Source organism: Saccharopolyspora endophytica (assembly GCF_018070075.1).
Lineage (GTDB): Bacteria > Actinomycetota > Actinomycetes > Mycobacteriales > Pseudonocardiaceae > Saccharopolyspora > Saccharopolyspora endophytica.
In genome coordinates this window covers 504905-518449 of sequence record NZ_JAGPXE010000003.1, presented here as the reverse complement: position 1 = coordinate 518449, position 13545 = coordinate 504905, and the positions used below count along the sequence as shown (strand labels likewise).

The window sequence follows — 13545 nt, the reverse complement described above, 5'->3', positions numbered from 1 at the left end:
GCCCCCAGTGGCCCGCAAGTCCGGGCCTTGGCATCGCGACACCCATCTCACGTCGCACGCTCGCCTAGGGTTGCCCTCAAGCGGACGAAAGATTCCTGGTTTTCGGTGAAGCCACTCGGCCGAGACCGCGCGAGGGCCGAACTCACAGCCGGTAACCAGCGCGAACATCAACCAGGCAGCCCGCTTTCAGGGCGAACCCACGTGCGAAACGCCTGCGCATCGCTCGCATGCGCACAGGGTGAGGAAGTGGACCCTCAGCGAACGCCGTGCGGTGTATTTGGGTGGAGGTCCGGGGGAGGAGGACGCGAATGTCGTCGGCGGCTAGTGCTGTTGGCGCTGCTCGGTCCACAGCGGTATCTGGATGGTGCTGCCCAACATGCTCGAGAACCCGTCGACCAGGCGTCGAGGCCGGTATCCGGTTAACTCGACCAGCCCCGACGCAGCAGGCCCTGCGCTGCCCGGATCAGACGTGTGCCGGTGCCAGTCCGCATCGCCAGGTCGTAGGCGCCGCGCAGCGCCGCCGGCCTGATGGACTCAACCGCGGGAGAACAACGGTAGGGACTGCCGCCGAAGTCGCACTTGTATCGCTCGTAGCTGCTCAACGACGAGCGATCACCGACGTCGTCCAGCAACGTCCGCAACGCCGACTCCGGCAGACCCCCGAGGTCGAACCATCGACACCCCTGGCTCCTGGCCCACATCATGGCTTCCCAGTGCAGGATGCCGGGCAGCCCATTGGGGCTCGGCACCGTGCGGTCGAACCCGGTCAGGCGCGACCTCATCGTGGCCCCGCACAGGGTGTAGAGGTGGGCGACTACGGGGGTTCCGCGATAGCGGGCGATCCACAGCACGGCGTTCCTGCCGAGCCCACGCATCAGGGCTTCCACGTACTCCTCGGAATATGGCTCGAACCCGTGATGGGCACCGGTCCGGGCGAGCAGCTCGGCCATCACCGGCACACCCCGTTCGTCACCACGATCGACCTGAACCCCCTTTTTCTCCCAGGATCTCCTCCTGATGTCCCGACGCAGCCGGCTGTTGCCGAACTCGGACCGCAAGGCATCCTCGGAGCGGTTGAGATCGATGCGCAACGACCCCGGCGGGGCGACGCGCGCGTCGGACGCGCGGAACCCGCGCTCGATCAGCCCACCGCTGAGGTCGTCGACGCCTTCCGGTGGCTGCACGAACAGCATCCGCAATCGATGCCTGGCGAGGTCGTCGAGCGCCCCGGCGAGCGCATCACGCACACACGCGCGATCAGGCACGCCCGTCGCGATCACGGGCCCGTACGGCACGTAGCCGAGCGTCCCGAGCGGACGCACCTGCCGGACCAGGACCTGCGCCCCACCGAGGACTTCGCCCTGGCGCGTGACCAAGACGTAGTGGGGCGCGTAGCCCGCCGCCGCGCGAACGCGCCCCCAGGCGCTCAGCTGGCTGACGTCGCAACCAGGTGTGGCCTCGACGAGCTCGTCCCACGCCCGGAGCCAGGACTGTCCTGGTCGAGCCGAGTCCACGATCGTCAGCGAGTTCCCCGAAGACATGTCCTGCCCCTTTCGCGACGCGGAGCCGGTCACCGGCGTCCGTCACAGCTTTTCCGCGTTACCGGACCGCAGCCGGTTGCGCGTGTCCAACACGCAGTCGCTGCGTTGAGCGACCAGGTCCCAGTTGATGACGTCGTGATCGGTCAGCACAATCACCAGGTCAGCACCGTCGAGCTGGTCCCGCTCGCAGCCCACCATCTCCACGTACGTAGGTACCGCGGCCTCGTCGACGAGTGGGTCGATCGCAGAGATGCGAGCGCCGAGCTTGTCGAGGAGCCGTGCTACGGCGACCGCCGGAGAGTTGCGCGCGTCCCCGGAGTTCGACTTGTAGGCCAAGCCGACGAGCAGTATTCGGCTGCCGTTGACCGCCTTGCGGCGGGCGTTGAGGCATTGGGCCGCACGAGTGACGACGTGTTCCGGCATGTGGTCGTTGACGGCGTTGGCGAGGTCGACGAATCGGAACGCCTGCCCGAGCGACCGCTTCACCTGCCACGACAAGTACGACGGATCGATGGGCAGGCAGTGGCCGCCGACACCGGGACCGGGCTCGAAACGCATGAACCCGAACGGCTTCGTCGCGGCGGCGTCGATCACCGACCACACATCGACCCCCAGTCCGTGCGTGTAGACCGCGAGCTCGTTGATCAGGGCGATGTTGACGTGGCGGAAGGTGTTCTCCAGCAGTTTGGCGAGCTCGGCCTCCCGCGTCCCGGGGACCGCGAACGTGCGGGAGACGAGCGAGTCGTAGAACTCCCGCACGACTCCGAGCGACTCGGCATCGACGCCCGAGACGATCTTCGGCGTGTTCTGGAACTGCCACGTCCGGTTGCTCGGGTCGATGCGTTCTGGGCTGTATCCGACGTGGAAATCCGTGCCGGCACGGAGTCCGGAACCGGCTTCGAGGATCGGGACCAATACATCTTCGGTGGTTCCCGGGTATGTGGTGGACTCCAGCACGACGCAGCACCCGGCAGTGATGTGGCGCGCGATCACCCGCCCGGCCTCCTCGATGCAGCCGATGTCCGGGGCCCCGTCCCGCAGGGGTGTCGGCACGCAGATGACTGCGACGTCGAACCCGGCCAGCTCATCGCGGTCGCTGGTGGCGACGTACCGGCCGGACGAGAGCGCGAGTGCGATCTGGGCGTCGCTCACGTCGTCGACGAACGTGCTGGCCCGCCTGAGCAGCTCCACCCTGTCCTTGTCGAGATCGAACCCGACGACCTCGAAACCGACTTCCACCGCCCTGATGGCGACCGGCAGTCCCACGTATCCCTGGCCCACCACTACGAGCCGTCCACACGATTCGTCTGGCATCTCACCCATCTCCTCTGCGATGCGACTCGGTACTCGGCTCCGAGCACGGCGGGTGGGCCCGTCGTCGCTGCATGAATCGGGGCCGGGCTCTAACCTCGGAGAACAACCGCTCGGGTTTCGGACGGGGAGGGAAACCATGAGCGTCAAGATGGTGATCGCGGTCGTGGGGACCACGGCGGCGCTGTTCGCAGGCGCGTGCACCGGTAGTGGGGGCGAACCCGAGGGGCCGTCCCAGCCGGAGCGAGCTCCGGCCGCGGCGGCCGAGCCTCCGCGAGACCCACCCCCCGTCACCTGCACGCACACCGCGACCGATCAGGAGCAGGCTCGCGCTCTGCTCGCTCAGGCCGCGCCCGGGCAGACGCTGTGCTTCGCGGGTGACGGACTCCGCGGCGCCGACTTGGAGGCGTCGGCGTCGGGGACTCCGGAGCAACCGATCGTGCTGGTCGGTCGGGACACCACCGTGGGTTCGGTCTCGGTGGAGGGCGACCACGTGGTCGTTGACGGCTTCACCACCGCCGACGGCGACGGCCTGACGCTCACCGGGACGGGCATCACCGCGCGGGGGAACGAAGTGCTGCGCGCGCACGACGACGGCATCGGCTGCCAGTGCACCGACGCGGATATCGAGGACAATGTCGTGCGCGAGGCGGACGGCACCGGGATCAGGATCGAGGGCGAGCGGATCTCCGTGCTGGGCAACGATGTGAGCGGCTCGGTCATGCGCGAGTCGAACGATGCCGACGGGATCCGGTTCTTCGGCACCGGACATCGGATCAGCGCCAACAAGGTTCACGACATCTCCGACGACGGATACCCCGACCCGCCGCACACCGACTGCTTCCAGACCTACGACAACTCCAGTCCGCCCACGCGCGACGTGGAGATCTCCGGGAACACCTGCCACAACGTCGATCACCAATGCTTGATCGCCACGGCGGAGGAGGCTGGGCAGAACAACGCCGTCGGCCGCTCCCGCTCGCTGCGGTTCGTCGGCAACACCTGTGCCGTCGAGGGGTCGCAGGCCGTTCTCGTCCGATGGTTCCCCGAGATCACGGTGCGGGACAACGAGATCTCGGGTCCGGATCTGGCCAACGGGGTGTACATCGCGAACGGTTCGACTTCCGCGACGGTCGTCCACAACCGATTCCGCGGTGACTACCCGATGGTCGAGGTGGACGAGAGCTCTCGGCCGGGCTTGCGCGTCGAGGGAAACCAGCGCTTCTGACACGGACAGCCCCGCGGGCGACAACGCCCGGGCGAGACCGCGTCGATGATCGCACGACATGTCGCCGCTCCTAGCAGAAGTAGTGGTACAGCACGCCGCCGGCTCGTGCCGTGACCTCGTCCGGGACAGAGTCCTCGGTGAGCAGCAGCGTGATCGCGTTCAAGGTCGATCCGACCTCGATCTCCGCGGGCGAGGGCTCCCCTCGGGAACGCAGCGTCACGACCCGCGACTCGTGCGTGGAGTACTTGCGCTTGAACCGCTGCAGACCGGGCTGGTCGAGTCCGCTGATGCCCCAGTCGACCATCCGCAGCCCCTGCTGCGCCGCCCAACGGATACCCGCCCAGTACAGTGCGTCGTTCGGCCTGTCATCGAGGAATCCGGGCAACGACGCCATGAACTTGGCGTACAGCACATCGTTCCACCGCAGGAACACAACACCCGCCACTGGCTCCGTGCCGCCGGGTAGGTACGCCAGCATCGAAATCACGGCCTGCTCCGGGGTGAACGCCTCCCAGATCCGTTCGAAGAACTGGACCGGCTGCGCCAACATCCGGAACTTGACCTTGCGCAGCGCGACCTGCATCTGATGGAACTGCCGCACACCGTGAAGACCGGTATCGATCTCGATCCGAACGCCCCGTCGCTCGGACCTCGTGATGCTGCGCCGGGCAGCGGCCCCGATACGCTCGTACAGGTCCTGCACAGGGACGTCGAGACGACAACCGTGTCGTACCGACTCGTCGACCACCTCGAGGCGGGTGTCCTCGAAGGGAACCGAGTCCTTCGAGCACCGCACGCTGAAGCGGTTCCCCGGGGCGAGCAAATCGTCGGTCAGCGCGTGCCAGGTCGCTGCGTCCGCCATGATCGGGTCCGCCCAGTCGGAGAACGGGAGACTGCACACCCGATGTCCTCGAGCATCCGACACCGGGATCCACGCCAGTCCTGCGACCGGGTTTCCCGCAGCGTCGAGCGCGAGCTTGGCCATCGGGGTGAATCCGTAGGTCGCGCACAGCGCTCGGATCCACGGCGGAGAAACGAACGGTCCTCCGGACGCGCTCAGCGCCAACTCCCTCCATCGGTCATCGCGGCGCGGGTCGACCCGCACGACTTCGCCGGCAGCGAGCGTCATCGCCGACCACCCCTTTCGTGCTGCGGGATCAGGCTGAACGGGCTCGGTTCGTCAACGCGCCGAACCGACCAGGACATGCTTGCGATCAGCTCCGCGACGTCGACCGGCCCGTTCGGTCGGTACGACGCCAAGCCACGCCGCCGCAGCTCCTCGGCCAGCTGATCCTGATGGTCGTCGCTGGCTTCGCCGTACTCGTGCAGGCGAGTGACCAGGGCGGGCTTCAGTCCCGCTTCGAACGCCGCCATCGCCGACCCGGTACCGGCATGACTGATCACGATGTCCGACTCCGACAGGGCGTGGTCCAGATCGGGCCCCGACAGGTACGGGATCCCGTCGATCGGCAACCCGTCGACCGGCGTGGAACCCGTTTGCCACAGCACCTCCACGGTCCGCCCCGTGGTGGTGGTCAGCGCACCCCGCGGCGCGAGCAGCTGCACGAGCTGGGCGAGCATGCGCCTGAACGGGAAGGCCGACGTTCCCACGGTGACCAGGACCCGGATCGGACCACGGCGATCGCGGTGCGCCGGTGCCGGTGCGTAGCAGTCGAACTGGCTGCCCCCGTAGTGCCAGTGTCGCGATGCCCATCTTGGGTACTGCGTGTAGCAGCGCACGCCGGGTACCCACCGCATGATCCGCCCGGTGAGCGAGGGACTCGTGACTCTGGCCGCGCTCTCGACGTAGTGGCACTCGACACCGCGCGCCGCCAGGTACGGGAGGAACCCCAGCGCGATTCCCGAACCCGTTGAGATGGCCCGCGTCACCTCCCGGTCCCGCCAGATCCGGTGGGCGATCGGCAGGCACCGCAGCACACCCGACACGCTGCGGCCCGGGACGACGTGGGTGAACTCGGCATCCCGGTCGGTCAGCAAGGACCGGCCCTGCGTGGAGTCGGGGGTCACCCACAGCGCGGTGCCGTCGGGGGGAACGCGTTGCGCCAGCCTGTCCAACTGGGCGAGGTGACCTCCGGTCGTCGCCACGAACAGCGTGGTCATCGCGAACCACCTCCGCGCAGCATCGAAGGCACCGTTCGGGCGAGGATCACGAGATCGCTCCAGAAGCCGCGCTGCCGGACGTAGGTGAGGTCCAGCTGCAACATCTGGAGAGTCCCCATCGTGCTCCTGCCGCTGACCTGCCAGAGCCCGGTCATGCCGGGCCGGACGGTGAACCGCGCCGCGTAGGTCGCGGGGAACATCTCCGCTTCCCACTCCAGACAGGGCCGCGGACCGACCAGCGCCATCTCTCCGCGGATCACGTTGATCAGCTGGGGGAGCTCGTCCAGGCTGGTCCTGCGCAGCCACGAGCCAAAGCGGGTGATCCTCGGATCGGTGTCGAGCTTGCAGCTTCCGTCGATCGAGGTGTCTTCACCCCGGAGCTCGCGAGCGATGAGCTCCCGGTGCGCGGCGTCGCTGCCGCCGAGGCGCATCGTGCGGAACTTGTAGAGGGTGAACGCTTCACCCGCGAGGCCGACGCGGCGCTGCCGCAGCAGGGCGGGGCCGGGACTCGTCAGCCTCACGAGCGCGCCGATGACGAGCATCGGTAGTGCGAGCACTCCCAGCGCCGCGATCGCCAGGACCACGTCGGTCCACAGAGGTGGATCGAATCGCCTTCGGGCCGGTAGGTCACGACCGTTCACGGGTGCACCTCCCCGAAACCACCGCGAGGAGCACGAAGAGAAGGTCGCCGGACCCCCGCAGCACCAGGTGGATGTCGATGATCGAGAGCACGATGATCACCCACCACGCGATCTCCAGAGCCGCCGCGTAGGCGCCGGTGGCGTCCGGGCGCGCCCGCAACCGCGACGTCGCGGTCAGAACCGCCACCGAAAGCCATCCGAACGCCGCGAGAAGCGGCAGACCGCCCACCCACAGCAACTGCAGGTACCCGCTCTCGAGGTAGATCAGCTCGCGCCAGGTCTCCGGAGCGACGAGCACCGAATCCGGGGAGACGCCGAGCACGAAGCCGAAATCGTCGAGCCGGGGCAGGTAGAAGTGGGTGATGTTGTCCCAGCGCCCCAACCAGCTTCGCGGGACGGGGAAGCCCTCCGAGAAGTCCGACATCCGGCCGAGGAACGCGGGCGCGCCGACCAGCACGGCGACCCCCACCACCGGCAGGAATCTCACGGCGCGCCGCCGGAGCTGCGGGATCCGCCGAAGGATCACCACCACCGCGACCGCAGCCGCAATCCACGTGGAGAACTGCCCGGCCGCCAGCACTCCCGCTCCGAGGACGAAGCCGGCGACGAGCGCTTCCCGCCTGGCGAACAGACCGCGCAGCGAGCAGCAGATCACCAGGCTCAAGCACATGATGACGTAGTCACCGGTGGCGATCGACGAACCGAGTGTCGTCGTGCCCCGCGACGAGAGCCCCCCGCTGTCCGTGGACCACCACCCGGCGAGCAGGTCCAGCACGGGACCGACGTTGAGCGTCTGCAGGATCGCCACCACGGCGACGACGGCACCCGGCCAGACGATCAGGCGCGCGCACCGGAGCAGCTGCGCGTCGGTTCGTACGGTCATGCGCACCAGGACGAACAACGCCGCGAGCTTGCACATCGGCAGGACGGCCGAGAAGTCCGAGCCCAGCGGTGTCTGCCCGCGAAGCATCATGGAGGCGATCGGCCACACCGTGGCCAGCAGCACGAGGCCGGCCAGCGGCATGTCCATCGGACGCAGCCGCAGTCGCACGGCGTCACCGCGGAGGTATCTCAGGAGACCGCCGAAGCAAGCGCCCGCCAGCAGCACGGCCAGCAGAGCTTCGTTCGGACGTGCCATCGGCACCAACGCGCCGCGTTCGATCCCGGCCAGGAACGGCAACGTGGCGAGGTAGATGTAAGGAGCGAACACCGGGCGGTAGGCGCAGACGGCGAAGATCGCGACGATCCCGAGCATCGCGAACACGAGCAACCCGCCCACGATCGACAACGCCCCGAACACGACCGCCGTGACCACGGCCAACGCGACCAGTCGACCGTCGCCGACGCCCGCTCGCGGTGTTCTGTCGCGGACCAACGAGATCATGTCGCACCTCCCGACAGGTGGAGCAACCTGGCACGTGCAGCTCCGGCGAAAGCGGCCAAGGACAGCAGTCCGCACGCAGCGAGCACGCCGAACTCGGCGACGGTGCCGAGTTCGCTGGAATCCAGCAGCCACCAGCCGACCCCGACGACGGGCAGCATCGCTGCCGTAGCAATCACGACGACCGCGATGTGCGCCGCATCGGCGAACCTCTCGGGCCGGATGGCGTGCCACAGCCGAACGAGCGTGATCACCGCTCCCGCGAGCTCCCCGAGCAGCAACGCGACGCACAGGATGACCAGGCGCGTTGTTCCGGGCGTGACCAACAGCGCCAACGCGGCGATCGTCGCAGTCACGATCAGCAGTGCCAGGCTGGCGTTCCTCGGTCCGAGGACATCGATGCGCGCGAACAATCCCTGGCGTCCGATCTGATGCATCCCGGCCGCGAGCTGCGCCACCGCAACGACGGTGATGCACGCCGCGAACCGCGCGATCACATCGGGCGACCGCATCTCGCCGCTCGCCAGCACGTGGGCCACTGGTTCACCGAGCACCAGGAGCAGCACCAACGCGGGCAAACCGGTCACCGTGGCATAGGTCAGCGCCTGACGCCATGAGGAGGCGAAGGCCGCGCGGTCGCCACGTTCGTAGCTGCCTGACATGTCGGGCAGCACGGCGATCGAAACGGCACGAGCCCCCAACGCGATCGGGAACTGGAAGATGGCGTACGCGAGCTGGACGACGACCACACCGCCGGGAACCGTCGCCGCGATCATGAGCAGCGCGTACATCCCGATCATCGGTGCGGCGGGTACCGCGAGGGAGCCGCGAAGCCGCCGCGCGACCCGCACCGTGCCGGGTTCGCGCCACCACCTCCGAAACGGCCGGATCGCCAGGCCGCACCGTGCGGCACCGTACAGCTGCAGTCCCGTGTGGACGAGGACGGCGGCTGTGCTGCCCAACCCGAGCGTCAGGAGGAAACCGTGCGGGACACCACCGAACTCCTGACCAGTACCCCACGTGACACCGGCGAGGACAACGATCACGATCAGGACGACGTTCTCCACCGCCGGCGCGGCGGCGGCGAGGACGAACCGCTCCCGTGCCTGCTGGGCGGCAGCCGCTAGGGCAGCCAGCGTGTACAGCACGACCTGCGGGCTGACCAGGAGGATCAGCAGCATTGCGGTGCGTTGAGCCTGCTGCCCGACGACAGGGTCGTCGATGCCGAAGGTCAGTGACCACGCCAACAGAGGAGAGGCGAGGATCAGGAGCGCGGTGACCGCTCCGGCCGCCGTGAGCAGACACGCTCCCACACCGCCGAGCAGTTCCGCGGCACGCCCGCGCGGCCCGCGCGACGACGCGCTCACGACGGCCGGCACGACCACGAGCCCGAGCGCCTGTCCCGCCACGGCCGAGAAGACGATGTTGGGAACGACGTTGGTGGCGATGAACGTGTTCGCGAAGAAGGTCGGCCCGAGCACCGCCCCTATCACGACCACACGGCCCAGCCCGGTCGCCCGACTGATCAACGTCCAGCTCGCGACGACGGCCGAACGACGCGCCGCCACGGTGACGAATGGCCCAAGCGGGCGGGAGCGCAACACTACTCGGCCCCGCTCATCCTCGAGCGCCTGTGAACGATCACCACGACCGTCAGGGCCGCGACGACGAAGGCCGCGAGCGCACCGGAGGCGGCGGCGAAGCCGGGTCGTGGGCTCACCGGATCGGACACGCCGTACGGAGGAACGACGACCTCGGTGCGGGGCGCGTCCATCCCCGCGACGGTGAGCTCGTCGAGCTGCCGCCGCAGGTTCTGCTCCCGATCACTCAGACCCTGAACCTGAGCCTCCGCCGAGGCCAGTGCCGAGGTCCCGATGGAGCCGGAGGCCTGTTGAGCGCGCTGGCGTTCCAGCTCCGTGCGGGCCTTGGCGAGTCCGTCCTGCACCTGGCTCAGCTGCGTGTTCAGATAGCCCGTCGCCCCGCTGCCATCTTGGGTCAGCACGATCTGCCGATAGCGGTCGACGATGCTGCGGGTCAGGTTCTGCGCGGTGTCACGATCGCCTGCCCGGGTCTCCACCTGGATGATCTCGCTGCTGTCCAGCAGTGAGATGGTGACCTGCTTTTCGATCTGCTCGACGGGGACGCCGTTGGCGATGGCGACCGGCGCGAGCACCTGCCTGCTGCGGAGGGTGACCAGCTGGGTGGTCAGGCTGCGGTCCTCGCGCAGGAATCCCGTCGGCTTCTCCGTGCTGATCTCGTAGAGGATCTCCGCCCGGGCCGCGTACTCCTTCGGCCACAGCAGGGCACCGACATATCCGGCGGCTGCGCCGAGCAGCACTACCGCAAGTACCAACGAGAGCAGGCGACGAGGGGTGATCACGCGGAAGATGCTGTGCGCGGCGCCGTCGCGATCACGAGTCGGTACCCGTGTCGGACCCGCCTCCCAGGGCTCGTAACGATGCCAGTACTCGATGGACGAGTGGTTCGCATTCCCGTCCGGTTCGGCCCGCGGCTGTCCTTGATCGGATCCGGTGTTGGTCATGAGGTGACACCTCGCAATACATCACAGATTCGTGCGACGTCGGCTTCACCCAACGTCGGTGAGATGGGAAGGGAAAGAATCTGCTCGGCGGCCTTCTCGGCCGTCGGCAAGCGCTCGCGAAACGCGGAGAAAGCGGACTGCAGGTGGCAGGGGATCGGATAGTGCACGCCCCAACCGATCGCAGCAGAGTCCAGTACGGACACGGAGCGCTCCCGTTGCGCGGTCCGCACGACGGCCAGGTGGTGCGCGGACTGCGCCGCGGGTGATACGGCGACCGGGGCGTAGGAGGCCGGCAGCAGGACCGCGTAGGCCTCCATCAACGCCGAGCGTCGTCGGTTGTCGTCATCCAGTTTCGGGAGCTTGGCCGACAGCGCCGCCGCCTGGATGCTGTCGAGCCGGCTGTTGCGGCCACGTTCGCGGTGCACGTTGCGGTTCGTCGGTGAGCAGCCGTGGTTCCCGAGCCGACGCACTCGGTCAGCGAGCGATCGATCCTGCGTAACAACGGCTCCCGCGTCCCCGAGGGCCCCGAGGTTCTTGCCCGGGTAGAAGCTGAAGGACGCTGCTGTGCCGACGCTGCCCGCCCGGTGTCCGGCGTACCGGGCGCCGTGCGCTTGTGCGGCATCTTCAAGCAGTGCAAGCCCGTGCCTTCGGGCCACGGCCGCCACGCGGGGCACGTCGATCATCTGACCGAAGAGGTGCACCCCGATGATCGCTGCTGTCCGCGAGTTCACCGCTGCCTCCGCCGCATCGGGATCGATGAGCAGCGTTGCGGGATCGACGTCAACGAACCGCGGTCGGGCGCCTGCCGAGCAGACCGCCTCGGCCGTGGCGGCGAAGGTGTTGGCCGGAACGATCACCTCGTCCCCGGCTCCGATCGACAGCGCTGTCAGGATCAGTTGCAGCGCGTCGGTCCCGTTGCCGACACCGACGCACGCGGAGGTCTCGCAGTAGCTCGCGAACTGTTCTTCGAACAGCTCGACCTCCGGTCCGCCCACGAATCGCCCGTGCTGCAACACAGCCTTCCACGCGATGTCGAGCTCCTCGCGAACGTCCGAGTTGACGCCGACGACGTCCAGGAAAGGAATCGAGTTGGTCATGTCGATGTCCCAGTGAGTGTGGTGTGCGCGAACGTGATCTGCCGGCCGTTCACGACGCCACGCTCGTCGTGAACCGGGACTTCGCGACCACTCTTGCGGGCTGCATCGGAGGCGCTGAGCACCCGAACTACGTCGAGCCCGCTCGCTCCTGGTGTTAGCGGCCACGCACCTGTGCGGATGCAGTCGAGGAAGTGAGTGTCCTGAACCAGGAGCGGCTCCCGGAACACGACGTGCGGTGAAACGATGTCGCCCGTGCGGTAGGTGACCGGCATCGCGTGCGTGTCCACCGGTTCGCCGAGATCGTGGGAATCCACACCGATGTCATAGATCCGGATCCGGTCCTCGTCGAGCAGGTCGTTGTAGACAGCCATCTTGCGGTCGCCGACGACGGTCACGCGCCGGACCTTCTGCGGGTTCAACCAGCTCACGTGCACGAAGGCCGGAACAAGAGACCGCTCGAGCTGCAGACGCAAGTACGCGACGTCGGCATGTTGCGCGCCGACGCTGCGGTGAGCCCAGGCCGCAACCGAAACGGGCCGTTCTCCCATGAGGAACGAGATGATCGACAGATCGTGCGGAGCCAGATCCCAGATCACATCGACATCGTTCTGATAGATTCCCAAGTTGAGCCGAGCTGTGTCTATGTAGAGAACTCGTCCGAGCTCACCGGAATTGATCACCTCTCGCAGCTTCCACACCGCCGCGTTGTACTCGAAGGTGTGGCCGACCATCAGCCGTGCGCCGTGCTCGGCTGCGGTGTCGATGAGTGACCTCGCCTCCGATGTGGACGTCGCCAGCGGTTTCTCGACCAGGACGGGTTTGCCCAAGCGCAGTGCGCGATGTGCGATGTCACCGTGCGTCCTAGGTGGAGTGGCGACCACGACGCCGTCGACGAAGTCGAGCACCTCGGCGAGATCTCCCGTGACGTCTGCATTGGGGCAACCCCGCTGGGCCTCTGCCCTCCGCTCCGGATCGCTGTCGACCACGACGAGGTCGACTCCTGGAACGCTGCTCAACACGCGTGCGTGCTTGGCACCCCAGTACCCGTACCCGACCACGGCCAACCGCGTGTGTTGATGACTCATCCCCGCCCCCATTCGAGTCGGTACTGCAACTCAATTCATGTGCTCTTCGACAGGTAGTGATAGCGCTACCGACGGTGGAACAGGTTGGTGCGCTGTCCCAGTGTCAAAAGTCCCCGCGGCTGTCTTCTACCGACGGGCAGGCGGGCACAACCAGCGCTCGCAGAGGAAACGCCAGGGCTGTTCAAACTTTGGTTGACGCGGCCCGGCGGGTGCATGCCGAACTGGCAGGCAATGGGGGTCGTGGTCAGTGCGGCTCGCCGGACTACTTGGTCCGGGCAAAGTAAAGCGCTTGACAGGTGTTGCGGCAGCGGTTGATCTCTTCCCGCGCGTCATCAAATCTCGCCCAACGAACTGTGGGTCACCGGCACCACCGACGTCTCACCCGCGAGCGAAAATCACTGCTGCGCGGTGGTGGACACGACTACGGCTCACCGATCGAGCACGAGCTGCTCTGCGAGAGCCCACGCGTTTCCGCCTGCCCCTCACACCGGCCGGGATAACGACCTCTGAGGCAGGCCAAGTAGCCCTGGGCAGACCCGGTGTCGATACTCGCGTCGCGTGGGATCCCGCGACACTGACGAAGGTCCCGGGCTCGAGG

The 13545-nt window shown here is 67.6% G+C and carries 11 protein-coding genes; 1 reads left to right on the top strand and 10 read right to left on the bottom strand.

All coding sequences use genetic code 11. From position 1 onward, the window contains the following. Positions 1 to 419 precede the first annotated feature (419 nt). Together KBO27_RS10050 and KBO27_RS10045 are read right to left on the bottom strand one after the other, a co-directional pair. Complete coding sequence (locus KBO27_RS10050) at positions 420 to 1541, bottom strand: lipid II:glycine glycyltransferase FemX (protein WP_210969675.1); 1122 nt, start codon at positions 1539 to 1541, stop codon at positions 420 to 422. Positions 1542 to 1583: 42 nt separating this feature from the next. Beyond that, positions 1584 to 2855, bottom strand: a complete 1272-nt coding sequence (locus KBO27_RS10045; RefSeq protein WP_210969674.1) for a nucleotide sugar dehydrogenase — start codon at positions 2853 to 2855, stop codon at positions 1584 to 1586. A 136-nt stretch (positions 2856 to 2991) separates the two neighbouring features. On the opposite strand from KBO27_RS10045, the gene KBO27_RS10040 reads away from it, so the two are divergent. Continuing rightward, the gene (locus KBO27_RS10040) at positions 2992 to 4080 is read left to right on the top strand and encodes a right-handed parallel beta-helix repeat-containing protein (RefSeq protein WP_210969673.1); all 1089 of its coding nucleotides are present in this window, start codon (positions 2992 to 2994) and stop codon (positions 4078 to 4080) included. 70 nt (positions 4081 to 4150) lie between these two features. Here KBO27_RS10040 and KBO27_RS10035 read toward each other — a convergent pair whose 3' ends face one another. From KBO27_RS10035 to KBO27_RS10000, 8 genes are read right to left on the bottom strand one after another with little or no spacing between them, the layout of a single operon-like run. Next, on the bottom strand, positions 4151 to 5209 hold the full coding sequence (locus KBO27_RS10035) for a GNAT family N-acetyltransferase (RefSeq protein WP_210969672.1): 1059 nt from the start codon (positions 5207 to 5209) through the stop codon (positions 4151 to 4153). Beyond that, positions 5206 to 6201, bottom strand: coding sequence for a glycosyltransferase (locus KBO27_RS10030; protein WP_210969671.1), 996 nt, complete (start codon positions 6199 to 6201; stop codon positions 5206 to 5208). The genes KBO27_RS10035 and KBO27_RS10030 overlap by 4 nt, the downstream gene beginning before the upstream one ends. Continuing rightward, positions 6198 to 6785: a sugar transferase gene (locus KBO27_RS10025; RefSeq protein WP_307870322.1), complete on the bottom strand. Its 588-nt coding sequence runs from the start codon at positions 6783 to 6785 to the stop codon at positions 6198 to 6200. Before KBO27_RS10025 ends, KBO27_RS10030 begins: the two co-directional genes overlap by 4 nt. 43 nt (positions 6786 to 6828) lie before the next feature. Continuing rightward, positions 6829 to 8226, bottom strand: coding sequence for a hypothetical protein (locus KBO27_RS10020; protein WP_210969669.1), 1398 nt, complete (start codon positions 8224 to 8226; stop codon positions 6829 to 6831). Next, positions 8223 to 9791: a lipid II flippase MurJ gene (locus KBO27_RS10015; protein WP_210969668.1), complete on the bottom strand. Its 1569-nt coding sequence runs from the start codon at positions 9789 to 9791 to the stop codon at positions 8223 to 8225. Before KBO27_RS10015 ends, KBO27_RS10020 begins: the two co-directional genes overlap by 4 nt. 35 nt (positions 9792 to 9826) lie before the next feature. Further along, positions 9827 to 10765 carry a GumC domain-containing protein gene (locus tag KBO27_RS10010; protein WP_210969667.1) on the bottom strand — a complete coding sequence of 313 codons (939 nt, stop codon included), beginning with the start codon at positions 10763 to 10765 and terminating at the stop codon, positions 9827 to 9829. Then, positions 10762 to 11862, bottom strand: coding sequence for a DegT/DnrJ/EryC1/StrS family aminotransferase (locus tag KBO27_RS10005; RefSeq protein WP_210969666.1), 1101 nt, complete (start codon positions 11860 to 11862; stop codon positions 10762 to 10764). Before KBO27_RS10005 ends, KBO27_RS10010 begins: the two co-directional genes overlap by 4 nt. After that, positions 11859 to 12947, bottom strand: a complete 1089-nt coding sequence (locus KBO27_RS10000) for a Gfo/Idh/MocA family protein (protein WP_210969665.1) — start codon at positions 12945 to 12947, stop codon at positions 11859 to 11861. Before KBO27_RS10000 ends, KBO27_RS10005 begins: the two co-directional genes overlap by 4 nt. Between the last annotated feature and the right edge of the window lie 598 nt (positions 12948 to 13545).

Bases quoted from the DNA above. Each gene is read 5' to 3' on its own strand.
- KBO27_RS10050 (WP_210969675.1), bottom strand. From the start codon at position 1,541: ATGTCTTCGGGGAACTCGCTGACGATCGTGGACTCGGCTCGACCAGGA.
- KBO27_RS10045 (WP_210969674.1), bottom strand. From the start codon at position 2,855: ATGCCAGACGAATCGTGTGGACGGCTCGTAGTGGTGGGCCAGGGATAC.
- KBO27_RS10040 (WP_210969673.1), top strand. From the start codon at position 2,992: ATGAGCGTCAAGATGGTGATCGCGGTCGTGGGGACCACGGCGGCGCTG.
- KBO27_RS10035 (WP_210969672.1), bottom strand. From the start codon at position 5,209: ATGACGCTCGCTGCCGGCGAAGTCGTGCGGGTCGACCCGCGCCGCGAT.
- KBO27_RS10030 (WP_210969671.1), bottom strand. From the start codon at position 6,201: ATGACCACGCTGTTCGTGGCGACGACCGGAGGTCACCTCGCCCAGTTG.
- KBO27_RS10020 (WP_210969669.1), bottom strand. From the start codon at position 8,226: ATGATCTCGTTGGTCCGCGACAGAACACCGCGAGCGGGCGTCGGCGAC.
- KBO27_RS10010 (WP_210969667.1), bottom strand. From the start codon at position 10,765: ATGACCAACACCGGATCCGATCAAGGACAGCCGCGGGCCGAACCGGAC.
- KBO27_RS10005 (WP_210969666.1), bottom strand. From the start codon at position 11,862: ATGACCAACTCGATTCCTTTCCTGGACGTCGTCGGCGTCAACTCGGAC.
- KBO27_RS10000 (WP_210969665.1), bottom strand. From the start codon at position 12,947: ATGAGTCATCAACACACGCGGTTGGCCGTGGTCGGGTACGGGTACTGG.